Origin of the sequence: Sphingobacterium ginsenosidimutans, from assembly GCF_039536865.1 — a bacterium.
Taxonomy (GTDB): Bacteria; Bacteroidota; Bacteroidia; order Sphingobacteriales; family Sphingobacteriaceae; genus Sphingobacterium; species Sphingobacterium detergens.
The window spans coordinates 143,930-162,660 of sequence record NZ_BAAAZK010000007.1; the positions used below are offsets into that span (position 1 = coordinate 143,930).

Below are 18,731 nucleotides of genomic sequence, written 5' to 3' on the forward strand. Positions count from 1 at the left end.
TTGGTTATAGCGACAGTTTTTGGCTTCTGTCACTATAACTAATCTACAAAATTACTTTGGGATTTACAATTAATTAATGAAAATTTGACTGCCATGCTCTTCATCTTTTTCGATGGAAAGTGATATTGGGATCCGTTCTTTCAATTCTTCAACATGCGAGATAATGCCGACTATTCGATTTTCTTTGTGCAGGTCAAGTAAGGTTTCGAAGACAATATTGACAGAAGCGATATCTTGGGTGCCAAAGCCTTCATCGATAAAAAAGAAGTTTTTAGCGGCTTTGGTATTGGACTGTACACTTTCAGCTAGGGCCAGCGCAAGACTCAGGGATACCTGGAAAGCTTGACCGCCGGAGAGTGTTTTTACGCTCCGGCTTTTGCCTTCATTCAAATAATCAATGATTTCAAATTCATTGTTTTCATTAATCTGTAAACTTAGCTGGTTGCGCGTCATTCGGTGAAAACGGATATTGGCATGGTCGCAAAGCTGGCGTAGATAGATTGAGGAAACATACTGCACAAATCCCGCTCCCTTAAATAGGTTAAATAGCTGTTTCAGATTATCATTACGAAGGTTTAATTGCATTTGTTGTTGCAGTAAAGTTTCCTTTTTTTCGTAGGCTGTCTCCAACTGATTCAACTCCTGTTCGCATTTAGCAACGTTCTCGGTCATGATTTTAAGGTGATGGGAGCTTTCTTCCAAAGCAGCTTCTTGCTGTATAAAGACTGCCTCATCGTAGACTTTATCGGCTAACTTTTTGTCTAATTGCATGATCTGGGCTTTCAGGGTTTCAAATTGGATTTGAAACTGTTCCAGTTCAGCACGGATTTTCTGTACAGGTAGATTCTCCGCTAATGTCTCTTTTACCTGATCTATCGCGTTGAATACAGAAGCCTGGAGGAGTTGTTCGATCGTCGTGTTAATATGTAGGATTTCAGACCTTATATTGATAATCCGTTCCTGAATGGATTGAACCAGGCTATTTTGTGCAGCAAATTGACTGTTTAGCTTGTTTAAGCGATCTGTCAAGGTATTATAGTCCTGTTCTATACGAAGATTTTCGGCTTTTAATGTATGATATTCGTTTTCGACCGTAGCTCTCTCCCCGGATTGATAATCTGCCCAGTTCAGGTGTTTTAGATGGCCTATATTTTGATTGATCTGTGTTTGCTTTTGCGCTTCTTCAATTTCAAGACCACTTAATTTTATATTCGCTCTTTCCAGCTTGCTCTCTATATCTGTCAAGGCGGTCTGATGGGTCGTAGCAATCTGTTCTGTAGCTACGATCTGCGCTTCGATGTTGGAAAGCTCCTGTTTTTTTTGTGTATAAATTGACTCATCCGTGCTGCTGTACGCTGGCCAGGTAAATTGAAGTAGATGAGCGGACTTCTGAGATTTGTTTGCCTGGATCTTGCTTGTGACATCATTTTGTTGTACTTGTAGGGATTGTAGGCGAAGTAGGAGCTTTTCAATCTCGAACTTTTGATCAACCTTGGATTTTATGCGCGCATTGATTTCTGCTGTCGCCCGTTGGTTTTCTGTCAGCTCTTGTGTGATATCCATTCCTTCCGCGATAGCGGGGTGTTCCAGGGCTCCACATAAGGGGCAGGGAGATCCCGCACTTAGGTTCTCCGCGAATTGCGTGAGCTTCTGTTGTAACAGAAGATGTGCTTTCTCGTCGTTTAGCGTGTTGAGCCGGGTTTCAAGTTCCTGTAATTCGGCTGCATACGCAGAATCAAACGCGGTAGCATCGAAGTTTTTGCTTTGCAAATCAACTTGAAGATCGATTATGGAAGCTTTGAGCTCCAGGAGTTGATGGTTGAGTTCGGTCTCCTGTTGCTGGATGGCCAGCTGTTTGGTGTACCATTGTCCCAGTTCCATCAGCTCATTTGCCGACGGTTTGGATTGTTTTAGCCGAAGGAGTAGGGTTTCGGTTTCCTGAATGTTGTTTTTACATTGCAGCTGTTGTTCCTTAGCCTTTTGGACAAAATCCCGTCCTTTCTGTGCACTTTCTTTTAAACCTTTTATCTCAGTTGAAAAATTGATCAGCTGTAGAATAAGTTCCAGATCCAATTCACTGATCCTTCGTTCAGGCAATCGCTCATATTGTGGTTTTACCTGTTGCAGTTGCTGCGATAGCTGTTGGATAGCTTGTTGAAGCTCTACAGATTTTGCTTCCTCTAACTGTAACTTGCTTTGTTCCTGCGCATCTTCCTGATTCAATTTCTCTTGTGTCTGGAGGATGTGAAAAAAGTTTGTATGCGCTTCTTCAAAGCGTATCATCCGTTGGCGCAAAGCTTCCTTTTCGGCTTGCTGATCGGTCAGCTGTTGAAATAGGGCCTTCATTTTGCTCAATTCCAGGAAATCTTCTTTCACACTTTTCAATGCCTGAAATTTCTCCTGAAGCAGCTTGTTTGTATGCTGCGCCTTGCTGAAAGATTCCCGCTCTTCATTCAGCTTGTCACGTGTCGCTATGATACGTTCAGTGTTGATCTCTTCGAAACCCATCAACTGGCCATTGAGCTGATCTAGTTCGGATTGATTTTTTTTATAAAGGGCTGCAACTTTGTCCTGCAAATCGAAACGATGGAGCTGAAAGATTTCTTTCATCATATCAGTTCGTTCCTTTGCACCCAGCTCAATGAACTCCTTAAATTGCCCCTGGGGAATGATGATTGTTCTTTTGAAATTCTCGTAACTTAATCCAATGATCGATTGCGTGTTACTGCTTTCCAATGGAACCCATTGTTCATTGATATTTTCATATAATACAACCGTAGGAGATTTGACATCTTCAAAATTTTTGGAATTGCGTTTAAATTCCCTTGTTACTTTGAATGTACGGTTTTCGAAGTTAATGAAATCCAATTCGATATAGGAACGGTTTGATTTCAGATTCATCATATTGTAAGCGCGTTTGTCCCGCGCATTTAACCGTTCGGTTTCACCATATAAGGCATAGGTGATCGCTTCCAGGATAGATGACTTACCAGATCCAACAGCACCAAATATCCCAAAAAGACCGGCATCTGTCAAGGCTGTGAAATCTATTGTCTGACGTTCTTGATAGGAATATATACCTTCTACAGTTAACTTTAAAGGGATCATGGGCTTAAGAATTTAGTATTTCGCGAAAAAGGTTGAGTATATCGTCATTGGGCGCCTGGTTGGCGTTTTTGGATTTGAAATAATCCTGAAAAAGTGCGGATATATCTTGGGTCAGATTAATTTCTTTTGCATCAAGTGGGTTTTGTTTGTCGTGCTGTACAACCGGAATTAAATAGACGATACCCGGATGTGTCTGATAAATCAGCTTACGGTCTTCGGCTTTGAGGAAGGTTTCGGATTTGAGTGTTAATTCCACTAATGTTTCTGGATGCTCGGAGAGCCAAGTGATACATTGGTCGATATCATCAAAGGATTTCCGGACTAAGGGTTTTCCCTGTAGGAGTGCAATTCGTTCAAATGTTACGTTTGCACCGGGTACAGCATTGACAATGCTTACATATTTGGTCTGGCCAGCTTCGGCGAAACTATAACAAAGGGGAGATGAGGCGTATACAACAGGTTTTTCCGGAGAACCGATATTTTTGAATCCATGAATATGGCCGAGTGCGGTGTATTGAATCTGAGCCGGGATGGATTCTGAATAGATCAGGTCAGCATTTCCAATTTTAATTGGCTTTTCCCCATCAGGTTCGTCGATTAATGGGGATCCGATTTTATTCATATAAAGGTGAGCCGTCAGTATATTGACGCCTTTTTCGTCACAATAGGTCTCAGCCAATTTTTGCCAATTGTCGGCCAAAGCTTTATTTAATTGAACTTCTTTGTCTTCACCAAGATATTGTTTCAGCCGGATTTCATTGGCATAAGCGGTATGGAGTATACGGATAGGATAGTTATAGCCTTCCAGGTTCAACTCGATAAAGCCATTGTCTGACTTTAGGACCGAAAAACCTTCGGCCGTAAATGGCGTTACAACTGCATTTGGGTGACCAATGAGAATAATGCCAGATGCCCGGGCTAAAGGATCTGGTGCATCAATCAAATTGGGTGAATCGTGGTTTCCGGCAATAGCGATAACAGGTCGGGTGCCATTTTTTGCCAATCGTTTGATCGTTTTGTAAAATAACTCGATAGCCTCTACACCGGGATTGAACGTATCAAAAAGATCTCCTGCGATAAGAACCAGGTCGACCTCTTGCTGGTCTGCTAGCTGAATAATCTCCTCCATGACCAAAAGCTGTTCGTCCATCCGAGAGAAGCTATCCAGTCGTTTCCCTAAATGCCAATCGGCAGTATGCAGTATTTTCATGATGAGCCCTTATTTTTTACGTAATAGTACAAACTAAGATAAATTTGGTCTGATATGCAATTATAATTGCATATCAGACCAAATTTGTAGGAACACAGGTTTGAAGCGCCTAGTTTGATGCATTGAAAATGTTAAAAGTTGTTAAATGCGGCAGGTAAAAAATAGTTTAATTGTATTTTTAGTCCTCCAGAATTAAGCTAAGTAATCGTAGATAAAATAAATTTATGCGTAAAATATACCTGTTTTTGTGTGTTTTCTTTCTGTTTTTGATGAAGATAAATGCGCAGGAAATAGAAGCGATCAAAGGGGAGACAGCTTATCCTTTTCTATTAAAAGAAGCTGATGCCGATGATGCAACCTCGGAAAAACAACCTGTCTTTGTGTTTTTGCATGGTAGAAGTCTGTCAGGTACGAATTTGGATCGGGTAAAACGTTACGGTTTACTGTATGCGATTAATAAAGGGCAGGAGGTGCCCGGAATTATTGTTGCTCCCCAATCCCGCGGTGGCTGGGATCCGGATAAAGTGATAGAGATCGTTGATTATGTTATCGCGCATTATAATGCTGATCCCGACCGCATTTACGTCTGTGGTATGAGTATGGGTGGTTATGGGACCATGGATGTTGCTGGAAAATATCCGGAGCGGATAGCTGCAGCCGTGGCGATTTGTGGTGGCGGATCGAGCCAATATGCTTCCAACCTGACGCAGGTTCCAATTTGGCTACATCATGGAACAGCTGATCGTGCCGTACCTATTTCAGAATCCAGAAAAATTATGAAAGCCATAAAAAAGGTGGACCCTGAAGCTGATGTGAGCTTAAATGTGATAAAAGGAGGGACACATGGTAGTGTGGAACGCTTATTCCACGATGATGCGATCTATGACTGGATGTTAAAATTTAAGAAAAAGCATAAATCCTAGGTTGGATGGCATAGCTATTTTATGTGTGGCCTATTGCTCCCTTAAAAATATAATGTTATAAAAAATGGGATGTTCAACAAGAATCTGGACATCCCATTTTTATGAATTTTGTTCCTAACCCTTTGAGATCTAGTTTTAAATAGCCAATTCTCGGGCTTCGTTTTTACATTTTAAATTTTCTTTATGTTAACCTTCATCTGCAATATCAAGTCGTTGTTTTCGATTGAATTGCGCCATCAATACATTTGGTTGATGGATCAGGTGCGTTTTGGCAAGGTAGTCCGGATTGTCCGCATAGATAAAGAGGAGTGTTCCATTCTTTATTGTGTTGATGATCGGTCCGGCATATTCCCGGGGAACCGCAGGACATCCGTAGCTTTTGCCTAACCTTCCCAAGCTTGAGATAGTGCCTGTGCTGCAGTAATCTGCGCCATGCATCACCACATATCGTGCTTTGGCATTGTCATTTATACCTTCTTCAAGGCCATCCAATACCAAGGAGTAGCCATTTTCACCATTATAGGTGTTTTCGGTAACAAAAAATCCCAATGAGCTTTTTAATGATTCCTGCTGATTCGAAAAATCTGTAGCATAATTTTCACCACTATTTTTTCCGTGTGATACCAAGGTGTTAAAAAGCACTTTTTTGTGTTCCAGATCAAGTACAACAAGTCTTTTTTCCGTGGATGCCATGGAAAAGTCGATGACTGTCATAATATCTTTGTTGTGGATGGAAAGCTCTTTTCTACCTTCCATTGCTTGTCGAAATGCCTCGTATTTTAATACTGGGCCTAGATTCATTTCATCATATAAAGAATCAACGGCTGTCCGTTGACGTTCTACATTTATATGATGGGTATTGGTTTGTTGGTCTGTTGTTTTTAATTCTTCTTTTGATGACAATGCTGTATTAAGTGCCATTAAAAGAAACATAATCGTATTTCCCATTCTCCTCCCTTTTCTGTGTAGATGTTTACAAAAATAATTATTAAAGTTAATACATATTTGATTTACAGAATGTTAAATATTGTTAATCAATAACAATGACCAAGGAGGAAAGGTCTTTTGACCGTTTATAGACAAATTGAGCGTGAGATGACGCATTTCTGACACACATATGTGACTTAGGTGTTGTGCCCAAACTTTCACTGTATTCGATGATGCTACCGTTCGGATTATTGACCGGTACACCATGAATATATGCTCCAGCGGTAAACCGGGTCGCATAGGGAGCAAATCCGCCATAGGTTCGCGTACCATCTTCAAAATAGAACATTTTTGATTTGTGTTCCTGGACCACAAAAAGTCCGGTGGGTGTTTCTTGGGCATGGGGCGGTTTGTGCCGGCCACTGGTAACCGGGGTCATACTGCGCACGAGCCACTCTTTACCCACTTTTTCCAATGTGCAGATGTTTTGGTTTTTGACATCAACAACATTAATAATATTAAATTGTACACTATCGCTTATGAGTCGCAGATAGCGCTTAGGGACGGTATATTCACCTTCAAATGATACTCCGGCAATAGGTACCCGCGCCAAAGTGTCTGAACCCTTTACACGGACCAGCCAGCCATCACGTCCATAACGTACCGGTTTGTCTGTTGTTGGGTCATACAATGGTGCTGCCTGATAACGCTCGACATTGAAACTGTCTGACACACGTTTGTAAGAATCCCTTTTGAAATCTTTGATCGTAGGAGCTTCACCTTTTTCATTTTGATAATTTTGAAGAACAGCATACAATGACGGTGTCTGCTGAAAATTTTCAACGTAAGCTAAACGTTCCTTTATTTTATCCCATTGAAAGCTACGCGTGGTATCCTTATAGGGATAGGTATCTTCAAGTGTGTATTTTTTGTAAAGCAGATCTTTTTTGATCATAATATCTGCTGCTGTCACTAGTTTAGGCTTTACGTCCTGTTTTTTGGCAGTGACGGTGTCTTGATGTCTAATTGGTTGCTCTTTTTCTGCTGTATTCTTCTTTTCCTGCTGGCAGCCCAACGATAGAAATAATAGGCTAAATACGAGACATGTTAATCCTTGATGCATATATGGATTATGTAAATTATTGTTTTATTCTTTAAATATAAGAATAAAACACATTTTTTAAATGATTGACAAAAAGTTAGTTTTGTAATTTCAAGTATAAAGTATGCATACGATTGTAATTTGTTCGGCTATGATGCTGAACCCTGAAGGGGAACTATTGATGGTTAGGAAAAAGGGCTCAAAATATTTTCAATTGCCCGGCGGTAAGATTGCTGCGGGAGAAAGCGATTCGGAAGCCTTGGTTCGGGAACTCCGGGAAGAGTTGCAGTTTGATACAGAGCCTGCGACATTGCAGTTTATTGGTCGGCATGTGACGCAGGCGGTGAATGAGCGTGATACGCTGGTAGAAGGATATATTTATTTGATCAAATTCGCTATGAAATTTGATTTTCAACCACAGGCCGAACTGGAAGAAGTGCAATGGATCAATAAGGCCAACTGGCAAGATTATCGGCTGGCACATCTAGCCGAAGAGTTCGTCATTCCAAAGTGGCTGTCAGGAGAGTTTTGATGTTGGATAGCATGATGTGAACAAATTAAGGCTTTGTTTGTTAATGCTTTATATATAAACAATTAATAAACAAAGGTTATGGAAAATCAGCTTTTAAAATCAGCGAAAGACTTTTTTGATGATGAGGTTCTTACTCGGATCGGACAAAGTCTAAACCAGGATAATGAACAGGTAAAACAGGGCTTAAATGTTGTTGTTCCCTCTTTGTTTTTGGGATTGAGTCAGCAGACGGAAGGCGGGGGTGGGATTTCTACAATTCTGGAGCAGGCGAAACAGCGTTTTTCGAATTTTGATCTGAATCAACTTCTGGGCGGACAGGAAGCTCGTGAAGATACTGAGGGGCAGTCGGGAGAATCCGGAGGTAGCAATATACTGACTTCAATATTTGGTGGTGGTCTAGAGACTGTATTGGGTACAGTGGCAGGTTATCTGGGATTCAGCGCTGAGTCGGTACAAAAATTGATGGGTTTGTCCCTGCCAGCTATATTTTCCACTTTGACCAATAAAGGTCAACAGTGGGATGCGAATACCATAAATCAAACTTTACAGGATAATAAAACAGCTTTTGCTGCCGCTATTCCGGCGGGGTTGGGTTTGGGCGCTTTTGGGAAATTATTTGATGGTGGCCATTTTTCTGCACCTGAGGAAGTAAAACCTGAGGAGATAGTGCCTGAAGAGGTCATACCGGATACTCCTGTAGAACATATTGAAAACCGTCCCGGAGCAACAGTCATTAATCCTGCTACTGAGTTGGAGGCACATAAGGAGCCGTTGGCATTGCCTAGAGCAGATGGAGCCAGAACGGCCGCCGCGTCAACGGGTTCCTCAGGCGGAGGCTGGTGGAAAATTTTGATTGCTTTGATCGTTATCGCATTGCTCTGGTTTTTGTTTGGAAAAGGCTGTAGTGGCAATAAAAATGGTGCTGTTACAGATACCAGTGTTAATCAGGGGCCGATGAACTCAGGGGATGCAATGGGAAATGGTACGGCTAGTCCGGTCGATCGTGAGCATTTGGATGTGATGTTGCCAAATGGCGGGAAGCTGGGGGCATTTAAAAGTGGTATAGAAGATCGGTTGGTACAATTTTTAAAATCCGACTATAAATCTTTGGGAGAGGATTCATTGAAAAATACGTGGTTTGATTTTGATAACCTGAATTTTGAAACGGGCACTGCGAAAGTATTACCTGAAAGTCAGGCTCAGCTCAGTAATCTGGCCGAGATTCTCAAAGCTTTCCCTGCTGCTAATGTGAAAATTGGTGGATATACAGATAAAACCGGAAATGAAGAGTATAATAAAAAATTATCGTTGGATCGGGCAAATGCGGTAAAGGACTACCTGGACAAGGCGGGGCTGTCTAAACAGGTGATCGGAGCGGAAGGCTATGGCTCGCAATTTGCAAAATACCCAGCAGATGCACCAGAGACGGACCGGATTTTAGACCGACATGTTGCGGTTAGCGTAAGGTAATAGGGGATTTGAGTTGTGATATGCTAGACTTGAGATACGAGATTCTAGATATGATAGGAGAGATAAAAAGCGGATCCAAAAGATCCGCTTTTTTTATTTGCAGAGATTGTATTTATGGATATCTAATTGATTTCGCGAGGATATGAAATCATTCTTGCAAGCATTTATAGGTAAAAAAGAGTTTGGATAATACTTCATTTAGAAGCTATATACACAGGCTAACAAAAATTGTCCGGCCGATTTTGTTGGGGATAGGTCATTCTTGATGAATTTTTCGGTATTGCTTTTGTCAAATCTAATTTCGGGAATGAATTTGAAGCCGTGGTAGTTGTATTCGGCTGTCAGGGTAGTTGCTAACATATTTGAACTTGGGATGCCATTGCTTTCCTCTTTGTGCGTTTGGAAGAATTCCTCACGTAATCCTATTCCAAAATGCTCGGAGAGATGAACCCTTGGATAGAGCGCTATCCCAGTGTAACCGCCTTCGGCTCTTCTCTTGTAATGTGTGGCATTTACGCCAAGAAAGAATTTGGGTGTGAAATCATAATTGCCCACAAAATCTACGAGTGTGCCTGAGCTGTAGTTTGATTTACCACCAACGGAGGAGCCTGTTAGGAAGTTTAGGTAGAAGCTGCCTTTATCGTTAGGTCTGTAAGTTAATTGCGAACCTACATGCGATACCCCATTTAGATCTTGGTATACATTCCAATCGTTAAATATACCGACCATTAGTGCAAACTTGTCGGAGAAACTATAGGTTGCTTTCAGTCCGGCATCTTGAAAAGGACCGGCGCCGAATAAATAAGAGGTGGAGTAATGAAAATTGTAGGTAGGTGAGATGACTTCAAATCCGACAAATGTTCCCATAAATCCGGCGGTCAGATTGAGCTTGTCCGTTAGATTATAACCTACATAGAGATTTTGAATGTGGAAGCTGTTTTTGTCGTCTCCGGGTTGGCCGTCTCCATTTACAATAGATCGATATTGTCCGCGGGGTCCAAAAGATAGTTCTCCTACAAAAGATGCTTTTTTGAAATTCTTCTTTAAGGCCAGATCAACCATACCAATGGAGACTGAATTATTGTCTTCAGTAAAGTAAGTATTGATATTTGGTTTGTTTTGAAAGTCATATTTCCAATAGGTGTCTACTGATCCTGATATTTCTACTGATTTTTCTTTGTTTTCTTCTTGTGATTTTGATGTTTTGATGAAAATTATTGAAAAAATAATGAATGTTAAGATTTTTTTCATGTTTAAGAGGTTTAAAGTTTGATTTGTTTTGGATTTTTGGTTGATTTTTAACTGATTTTTTATAGGTTTTTGTTGTTTTTTGTCTTTGTTGATGTGAAATTATGTAAAAAATATTACAAAAAATAATATTTGATAGTAATTTTTCAATAAAAACACTTTATATTTGTCAAAACAATAAGTAAAAATGGGTTTTTGTTTTGTTTTTGTATTTTAAATAACAATTTATTGATGTATTAATAAAGACTAATCAGTTTAAACAAATGAAAAAAATTATTCCACTTTTAGTTCTGGTACTTTTGGGCGTATTGGGACTTGTATTTCCATCTATAGATTTGTCTGCACTGGACAAAGCGGAGTTTGATACAGGTGATACGGCCTGGTTATTGACTTCCTCGGCGTTGGTGTTGATTATGACCCCAGGTCTGGCTTTTTTTTACGGCGGGATGGTCAGTAAAAAGAATGTGATCTCAACGATGATGCAGAGTTTTATCTGTATGTGTCTGATGACAATCCTTTGGGTCATTGTCGGATTTAGTTTGGCCTTTGGTGATGATATCGGTGGGATTATAGGTGATCCGCGCACATTCTTTATGATGAAGGGGACCTTAGGGAATATCGCCTGGGGAGCATTACCAACTATTCCATTGGTTTTATTCGCGATGTTCCAACTGAAATTTGCGATTATTACGCCAGCACTTATTACTGGGGCATTTGCTGAGCGTATCCGATTCAACTCTTATATGTTGTTTATTATCTTATTCGGTATCTTTATTTATATGCCCTTGGCGCATGCGACCTGGCATCCTGAGGGGATTTTGGCGAAACTTGGTGTTCTTGATTTTGCCGGCGGTACTGTCGTGCACATGTCAGCAGGTTGGGCAGCGTTGGCGGCAGCCATTTATTTAAAAGGCCGTAAATCACAGACGCATAATCCAGCCCGTATAAGCTATGTGATCCTTGGAACAGCCTTACTGTGGTTCGGCTGGTTTGGATTTAATGCCGGTTCGGCTGGTGGGGCCAATACAATTGCGGCCTATGCATTTGCAACAACAACAACGGCTTCGGCGATGGCAGCAATGGCATGGATATTTGTTGATATTATCCGAGGTAAAAAACCATCGGCGATGGGTGCATGTATTGGTGCTGTTGTGGGTTTGGTTGCAATTACACCAGCAGCAGGCTTTGTCAGTATTCCACACGCCATGGTCATTGGATTAGTCGCTGCATTGATCAGCAATCTGGTTGTCTATTTGAGAAGTAAAACAAGTATTGATGACACCTTGGATGTATTTCCTTGTCATGGTGTAGGTGGTATGGTAGGGATGGTGCTGACTGGGGTATTTGCCCACCATAATGTCAATCCTTTGGTCGTTGACAATGGCTTGTTCTTTGGTGAAACGAAGTTATTTTTCGTGCATACCATTGCCTTGTTCGCCGTATCTTTCTTTGCCTTTGTAGGCTCTTTGGTTCTATTAAAAGTAACGGATCTGATTTCTCCTTTACGTGTGGAAGAAACAGATGAAGAACTTGGTCTGGACGTTTCTCAGCACGCTGAGGCTCTTTAGGCCCTTTGACCGGAATAATAATCATCCCAAACAATGCTTTTCCTTACAGCATTGTTTGGGATTTTTTTTGCACCTTTGCCAAAGGTTGAATAGGCTGGAATATTTGAGTTTATGCTATGAAAGATACTACAAAAGATACTTTACGTTCGGATTTTGAGAAAATGATGCGCTATTCCTTACAGAAAAATGGCGATTTTGGTTTTAATATATTTGGCGATTATGCCACATCTGTTCTCAATTTCTATGTTGGAAGTTCTATTTTAGCGCTAGCTGAAAAGCGTGATGCCGCGCTATTTCTTGCGAATCTATACAATGCTGGAATCAAAAATGCCATCGACCAACAGGATCTTCAGGAGATTGCTGATGTTTTAGCACAGGATCCCACTCTCAATTATCAGGTACTGGCGCCGATTTTCGACTAATGTTTTGTCCAGACCAGATTGCCGGTTTCATATCCACATTGTAATGCATAGGTTAGAAACTCGTTTCGGATCTTTTCAGGAATCGCTGTATCTCTACCCAAAATCCACATATAATCGAGATTGTCTCCAAATATGAGTGCATATTTATAATCTGGGGTTATTTTTACAATATTATAGCCATTGTAAAAGGGACCGAAAAAAGAGACTTTCAATGCGCCTTCATGAGGACCATTAACAAATTTGGCTCTTCCGATGGATTGTTTCCATTGTTCTTTTTCCTCCGAATAGCCTTGGTTATTTACCCGGATCGTTCCATTTTTATTTTTGCTGTATTCTGCTGAAACCTGACTCAGTCCTCTTTCCCAACGGAAATCGAGTCGAGCGATTTCAAACCATTTTCCAAGGTATTTATCTAAGTCAAAAGGGTCCACTACATCGGGACGCGATATCACTGGCTTTAATGCATTATATGCAACAGTTCCCAAAGCCACAGCGGCCAGCAGTAAGAGCGATTTTTTCTTGTCTATATTCATCTTTTGAATTTGTTTGTTGATAAAACAACAATTTTAATACCAATAAGGTTTAGGCATACCGAGCTATTTTCTTAATTTTGTTGACTTAAAAATTGTATTTGTGTATTCTAGAGAAGAGGTAAAACAATTAAAACAGCTGTTCTGGACCAAGTTTGGGCAATTCATGTCCCTGCATGCATCCGCTGATGGTGAAAAAGTAAATTGGGTTAACTATAAAACAGGGATCAAACAGCTGTATTTTAAAATGGATGCCGACAAGAAAGCTGCGAAAATTGCGATAACCTGGTCACATACCGATGCTGGAATCCGTGCGTTGATGGCCGAGCAATTTCTGCAGTACAAAAATCTGCTTCATGATATTCTGGGAGAAGAATGGGAATGGGATATGGAAGGTTGTGACGAATATGGCAAGCCGATCTGTCAGATCTACAGCACACTGGAAGGCCATAGTATTTTTAAGGAAACGGAGTGGGGGGAGCTGATCACGTTCTTTAAACCACGGATAATCGCACTCGACGAGTTTTGGTCTTCGGCAAAATATGCGTTCGATATTTTTAAATAATTACAATTAAATAGATACAACAATGAAAAAAATGATTAAGGGTTTGCTGGCTGTGGCTTTTTGTTTTCAACTTTCATCGGTATTTGCCTGGGGAACCATTGGGCATCGTGTCGTCGCTGAGATCGCTGAGCGTCATTTGAACAAGAAAGCAAAAAAGAATATTGGAAAAATCATTGGACAGCAAAAGTTGGCATATTGGGCAAATTGGGGGGACTTTATCAAGTCGGATCCTAATCCAGAATTTAAGAAGTTAGGTAATTCTCATTTTATAAATTTAAATTCTAATTTACCTTGGGCCGAGTTTCAACTGGGACTTGAAAATTCGGCTGATGAAAATTTATACAAAACAGCAATCCGTATCGAGCAATCTTTTGCAGATAAAAATATTTCGTTGGATCAACAGCAACAGAATCTTTATTTCTTGATCCATATCTTGGGGGATGCGCATCAACCTATGCACGTCAGCCGAGCAGAAGATCAGGGTGGGAATAAGATCGAAGTGAGCTGGTTTGGAAAAAAATCGAACATTCACCGCGTTTGGGACAGCGATCTGGTGGATAATGAGAAATATAGTTATACGGAGTACGCAACAGTATTGGATATCAATGGCAAAAAGGAAAATGAACAATTGGCCGCTGGTGAATTGTCCAATTGGTTGTATGAGTCAAATCAGCTTGCAGAAAAGATTTATGCTGATGTAGCCAACAATGCTAACCTGTCTTATTCCTATGTTTATCAAAATAAAGATACCATGGAGCAATGTTTACTCAAAGGTGGTCTGCGTCTGGCTAAGGTGCTGAACCGGATTTTTGGATAAGCTCATTTAAAGCACAGTATATTGAAGTCGTATCATCGTTTATGGTACGACTTTTTTTTGCCCTGGTATTTCAGTTTTGCTGTATAGGATTTATATGATTTTCTATTTACTTTTAAACAAAGCGTAATGCTTACTTGTTCCATGCTTATCATAATCTTTCTCCATGACTATTCCACAGCTGTTTAAAAAAATTGTTCCCTTTGCCCGCCCTTATCGCAAGCTGATTGTTTATACTTTACTTTTGACTGTGGTAGGGTCATTTGCTGCTCAAATCAATGCATTTATTCTTCGATATACAGTGGATACCATCAATGCAATGATGGTGGCCAAGGAACCATTATCTAAGGGGCTGTATATCGTCGGGATCATTAGTGCAGTACTGTTGCTGAAGGAAATTGTCTATGCGCTGGTGCAGTTTGGTCAAAAATTCTATGGAGAAAAACTCCGGATTTATATTGCACGGGATTTTTCTCAGTCTATTGTCAGCCGCATTTTGACTTATAAACTTGCCTTTTATACTTCTGCAGATAATGAAAGTGGAAAGTTAGCCACACGTATCGATGCTGGAATCAGCTCACTTACTCGTTTGGTGCAAAACTTCTTTATTGATATTTTGCCCTTATTTGCCAATGCAATCATCGCATTGGCCTGTATGTTCTATGCTAATGTATACGTCGGCCTAGTGGGGGTTGCAGTGATTCCATTATACCTTTACATTAGTCAGACTCAAGCCTCAAAACTGACAGGATTCAGGCGACAAATGCGTAATTACCGTGAATCTAAAAATAATCGAATTATCAGTCTTATTGAATCAATACTCGTGATCAAATCTTTTGTACGGGAGCCCGAAGAAGCAAAACGACATGAGAAGATTCAATTTGAGATGACCGAAAATCAAATGGAAACGCGAAAGACGAGCTTCTTTTACGATAGCATAAAGAATTTTGTAGAGCAGATTGCGGTCGTTATCATTATTGTATTGACGGCCTATTTGGTGCTATCTGGACAAATTACAATTGGGGCCATTATGTTCCATATCATGCTGTTCAACAATGTCTCGGCACCGATTCGCCAATTGCACCGCATTTATGATGAGGTCAATGATGCCCTGATCTATTCGGAGTCTTTTTTTGAGATCCTGGAATCGGATGATCAGATTGAGTCAAAAGGAACGTATCGGCCGGAAAAAATTCACGGTCATTTGGAATTGCGTCAGGTTTTCTTTGAGTATCCCAATGGGACGCAAGCGCTAAAAGATGTTAGCTTTGCTATTAAACCCAATGAAATTACAGCTTTAGTCGGATTAAGTGGTGCGGGAAAAAGTACAATTATCAACTTGTTGGATAAATTCTACGAACCGACAGGTGGGCAGATCTTATTGGATGGTGTAGATTTGGCTAACTATGATACCGCATTCCTCCGACAGCATATTGGCATGGTGCTGCAGCGTAACCATATTTTTAAAGGGACAATATTTGAAAATATTGAATATGGCAAGATGGGGAGTTCGCGGGAAGAAATCGTGGAAGCAGCTAAAAAAGCCTATATCCATCAGCAGATTATGGAGTTGCCAAAAGGTTACGATTCTGATGCGCAATTGCTTTCCGGTGGACAGCAACAGCGTATTGCGATTGCACGTTTGTTTCTGAAAAATCCCCCTATTATTTTTCTGGATGAGCCCACAGCAAATCTGGATGCCATTGCTACGGAGCAGATTAAAAATAGCCTTGATGCGATCAAGAAAGATCGCACGGTAATTATTGTATCGCACAGTATCTCCCAGATTATTGATTCCAATGCAATTGTCGTGATGGAGAAAGGCCATGTTGTCGAGCAGGGGCAACATGAGGAACTTTATATGCAGAAAGGTACTTACTACGAAATTTTTTCTGCTATGGCCAATAGCTTGAATTTAAGCAAGATCAGCAAGACCCTACAGGCTGATGAAAATTGATCTCTTATGCTTCCGGACTTTAATTTGCACGACTATGGAGTATCATTCCAATGACCACGAGGGCAATTCCCATACAGGAGTAACTATTTGGAAAACCAGCCTGCAATAGTATTATTTCGCCCAATAGTGTAAAGATTACTTCCATGGCTTGTGTTGCTTCAATCGCCGCGAGGGCTTTGTGGTCGGTGCGGACCAGATCTGTTGCCGTAAAGAATAGGAGGGTGGCGATTACTCCTGAAAAAATGGCAACCATGAAGGTCTGGAACAACTGACTCTCAGTTGGGAGTCCACTGTCCATATAGCCAAAGATGCTGAGCAGAATCCAAAAAGGCATGCTGCATAACGTCATGCCCAGTGTTCGTTGGAAGGCATCCAATTTATTTCCCGCTATTTGCATCATCTTGCGATTTCCCAAAGGGTAGGCAATCGCCCCGATCAATACAGGGATGGTTCCCAATAACATGGATTTTATGGAGCTTGCACGTGCTTCTGAGATTTGCATCAGGACAATTCCCAAAAAAATAATGATCGAGAACAGGAGTGAAGCTTTGGAAATTCTGCTTCGATTCTCTTTCTTTTCCAGCAAGGGGCCGATAAACATACCTGCGATAATGGTGAATTCAAAGGTACTGGCGACCAACCATGAGGGGCCAAAACTAGCACCAAAGGTAAGGGTGGCATAAAATACACCAAAACCTATTGTACTCCATAGCAGCCACTGCGGCAGATTGGATTTGATGGCATCAAAGAGCGGAGCTAAATTGCCTCTAATGAATACGATAACAAACAAGATGGGAAGCATCCAGATGAAACGTAAGGATGCTGTCCACTGCCAGCTTCCTCCCGAAACAGCCATAACGCGGTTTAAAACAAAGGTGCTGGCGAAAAATAATGCGGCAACTATTCCTAAAAAAAGTGCCGTATTTTTATTGTTTTTTATTGTAAATTGGAATGGCATAAATAAAATGGATGTGCTGTCAATTTAATACAGTGAAAGTAAGCAAATGCCCGTTTAATCGGAAATGAAACAAAAAGTAATTGATTTTTATGGCGATTTTCTCATTTAAAATTCCTTATTTTGCCTAATCAATAAAACAAGTAGTAAGAAAATTCATCAAGATGATTATACAACCAAGAACTAGAGGTTTTATTTGTTTAACCTCGCATCCACAAGGGGCTGCGCAAAACATTAAAAATCAAATTGAATACGTGAAATCGAAGGGTGAGATCGCGAATGGTCCAAAGAAAGTATTGGTGATCGGTGCTTCAACAGGATTTGGTATTGCATCCCGGATTTCTGCAGCGTTTGGTTCTGGAGCTGCTACAATCGGTGTATTTTTTGAAAAACCTGCGGCAGAAGGTAAGCCAGGTACCGCTGGTTGGTACAATTCTGCAGCTTTTGAAAAAGAAGCCCACGAAGCTGGATTATATGCCAAAAGTATCAATGGTGATGCCTTTTCGGACGATATCAAAAAACAGACCATTGAATTAATCAAAAAGGATCTGGGTCAAGTAGATTTAGTGGTTTACAGTTTGGCATCTCCGCGTCGTACGCACCCGAAAACAGGTGTTGCACACGCTTCTGTTTTAAAACCTATACAGGAACCTTTTACCGATAAAACGGTCGACTTCCATACGGGCGTTGTTTCGGATATTACGATCCAACCCGTAGAAAATAGTGAAGATATTGCCAATACAGTTGCCGTAATGGGTGGGGAAGACTGGAAATTTTGGATCGAAGATCTTAAAGCTGCAGGCCTTTTAGCCGAAGGTGCAAAGACAGTTGCTTATTCGTATATCGGCCCTGAATTGACTTATCCGATCTACCGCAATGGAACGATTGGCCGTGCGAAAGATGATTTGGAAGGTACTGTACCTGCAATCAATGCGATCTTAAGTGATCTTCATGGGGTAGCTTATGTTTCTGTAAACAAAGCTTTAGTAACACAGTCTAGTTCAGCGATCCCAGTGGTACCTTTGTACATTTCCTTATTATACAAGGTGATGAAAGAAAAAGGAATCCACGAAGGTACAATTGAACAAATGCAACGTTTATTTGCAGAGCGTCTTTATACTGCTGATGGCAAAGTATTGCTTGACGATAAAGGCAGAATCCGTGTTGACGACCTTGAGATGCGTGCAGATGTTCAGGCTGAAGTAGCTGCACTATGGGAGAAAGCGAATACAGAAAATTTGACTGAGATCTCCGATATCGAAGGTTACCGCAATGAGTTTTTCAACTTATTTGGTTTTAACTTTGATGGTATAGATTACAATGCTGATACCAATGAGGTTGTAGCTGTACCGAGCATTGAAAACTAATATAAGCTAGCGATACGAGTAATATAAAAAAGG

The 18,731-nt window shown here is 40.7% G+C and carries 16 protein-coding genes; 9 read left to right on the forward strand and 7 right to left on the reverse strand.

What is annotated here, in order from left to right; genetic code table 11:
- Nucleotides 1-69: 69 nt before the first annotated feature.
- Together ABFX33_RS12935 and ABFX33_RS12940 are read right to left on the reverse strand one after the other, a co-directional pair.
- Nucleotides 70-3,108: an AAA family ATPase gene (locus ABFX33_RS12935; RefSeq protein WP_346086364.1), complete on the reverse strand. Its 3,039-nt coding sequence runs from the start codon at nucleotides 3,106-3,108 to the stop codon at nucleotides 70-72.
- A 4-nt stretch (nucleotides 3,109-3,112) separates the two neighbouring features.
- Entirely contained in the window at nucleotides 3,113-4,318 is a 1,206-nt protein-coding gene (locus ABFX33_RS12940; RefSeq protein WP_346086365.1) for a metallophosphoesterase family protein, read from the reverse strand.
- A gap of 224 nt (nucleotides 4,319-4,542) precedes the next feature.
- On the opposite strand from ABFX33_RS12940, the gene ABFX33_RS12945 reads away from it, so the two are divergent.
- Entirely contained in the window at nucleotides 4,543-5,241 is a 699-nt protein-coding gene (locus tag ABFX33_RS12945; protein WP_346086366.1) for a carboxylesterase family protein, read from the forward strand.
- A gap of 186 nt (nucleotides 5,242-5,427) precedes the next feature.
- Here the strand turns inward: ABFX33_RS12945 and ABFX33_RS12950 are convergent, their stop codons facing one another.
- Together ABFX33_RS12950 and ABFX33_RS12955 are read right to left on the reverse strand one after the other, a co-directional pair.
- Nucleotides 5,428-6,189 (reverse strand): murein L,D-transpeptidase catalytic domain family protein, encoded by a 762-nt coding sequence (locus ABFX33_RS12950; RefSeq protein ID WP_346086367.1) that lies wholly within the window; start codon nucleotides 6,187-6,189, stop codon nucleotides 5,428-5,430.
- 82 nt (nucleotides 6,190-6,271) lie between these two features.
- Nucleotides 6,272-7,291 (reverse strand): L,D-transpeptidase, encoded by a 1,020-nt coding sequence (locus tag ABFX33_RS12955; RefSeq protein ID WP_346086368.1) that lies wholly within the window; start codon nucleotides 7,289-7,291, stop codon nucleotides 6,272-6,274.
- 103 nt (nucleotides 7,292-7,394) lie between these two features.
- Here ABFX33_RS12955 and ABFX33_RS12960 point away from each other — a divergent pair, with 103 nt between their 5' ends.
- Nucleotides 7,395-7,802: an NUDIX hydrolase gene (locus tag ABFX33_RS12960; protein ID WP_257090011.1), complete on the forward strand. Its 408-nt coding sequence runs from the start codon at nucleotides 7,395-7,397 to the stop codon at nucleotides 7,800-7,802.
- Nucleotides 7,803-7,880: 78 nt separating this feature from the next.
- Nucleotides 7,881-9,272 (forward strand): OmpA family protein, encoded by a 1,392-nt coding sequence (locus ABFX33_RS12965; RefSeq protein WP_346086369.1) that lies wholly within the window; start codon nucleotides 7,881-7,883, stop codon nucleotides 9,270-9,272.
- A 198-nt stretch (nucleotides 9,273-9,470) separates the two neighbouring features.
- On the opposite strand, the gene ABFX33_RS12970 is transcribed toward ABFX33_RS12965, so the two are convergent.
- Nucleotides 9,471-10,523, reverse strand: a complete 1,053-nt coding sequence (locus ABFX33_RS12970) for an outer membrane beta-barrel protein (RefSeq protein WP_120257970.1) — start codon at nucleotides 10,521-10,523, stop codon at nucleotides 9,471-9,473.
- Nucleotides 10,524-10,783: 260 nt separating this feature from the next.
- Here ABFX33_RS12970 and ABFX33_RS12975 point away from each other — a divergent pair, with 260 nt between their 5' ends.
- Together ABFX33_RS12975 and ABFX33_RS12980 are read left to right on the forward strand one after the other, a co-directional pair.
- Nucleotides 10,784-12,088, forward strand: a complete 1,305-nt coding sequence (locus tag ABFX33_RS12975) for an ammonium transporter (protein ID WP_346086370.1) — start codon at nucleotides 10,784-10,786, stop codon at nucleotides 12,086-12,088.
- 116 nt (nucleotides 12,089-12,204) lie between these two features.
- Entirely contained in the window at nucleotides 12,205-12,510 is a 306-nt protein-coding gene (locus ABFX33_RS12980; protein WP_257090014.1) for a hypothetical protein, read from the forward strand.
- Here ABFX33_RS12980 and ABFX33_RS12985 read toward each other — a convergent pair.
- Nucleotides 12,507-13,043 (reverse strand): lipocalin family protein, encoded by a 537-nt coding sequence (locus tag ABFX33_RS12985; RefSeq protein ID WP_244211682.1) that lies wholly within the window; start codon nucleotides 13,041-13,043, stop codon nucleotides 12,507-12,509. The genes ABFX33_RS12980 and ABFX33_RS12985 overlap by 4 nt on opposite strands.
- Nucleotides 13,044-13,143: 100 nt before the next feature.
- Between ABFX33_RS12985 and ABFX33_RS12990 the strand changes: the two genes are divergently transcribed.
- From ABFX33_RS12990 to ABFX33_RS13000, 3 genes are all read left to right on the forward strand, one after another.
- The gene (locus ABFX33_RS12990) at nucleotides 13,144-13,605 is read left to right on the forward strand and encodes a DUF4268 domain-containing protein (protein WP_346086371.1); all 462 of its coding nucleotides are present in this window, start codon (nucleotides 13,144-13,146) and stop codon (nucleotides 13,603-13,605) included.
- A gap of 22 nt (nucleotides 13,606-13,627) precedes the next feature.
- Nucleotides 13,628-14,422, forward strand: coding sequence for a S1/P1 nuclease (locus tag ABFX33_RS12995; RefSeq protein ID WP_346086372.1), 795 nt, complete (start codon nucleotides 13,628-13,630; stop codon nucleotides 14,420-14,422).
- A gap of 163 nt (nucleotides 14,423-14,585) precedes the next feature.
- Nucleotides 14,586-16,376: an ABC transporter ATP-binding protein gene (locus ABFX33_RS13000; protein WP_346086373.1), complete on the forward strand. Its 1,791-nt coding sequence runs from the start codon at nucleotides 14,586-14,588 to the stop codon at nucleotides 16,374-16,376.
- Between the two features lie 19 nt (nucleotides 16,377-16,395).
- Here the strand turns inward: ABFX33_RS13000 and ABFX33_RS13005 are convergent, their stop codons facing one another.
- A complete protein-coding gene (locus tag ABFX33_RS13005) occupies nucleotides 16,396-17,334 on the reverse strand; it encodes a DMT family transporter (protein WP_346086374.1) in 939 nt (312 codons plus the stop codon).
- Between the two features lie 161 nt (nucleotides 17,335-17,495).
- Between ABFX33_RS13005 and fabV the strand changes: the two genes are divergently transcribed.
- Entirely contained in the window at nucleotides 17,496-18,698 is a 1,203-nt protein-coding gene (gene fabV / locus ABFX33_RS13010) for an enoyl-ACP reductase FabV (RefSeq protein WP_223580007.1), read from the forward strand.
- Nucleotides 18,699-18,731: the final 33 nt, after the last annotated feature.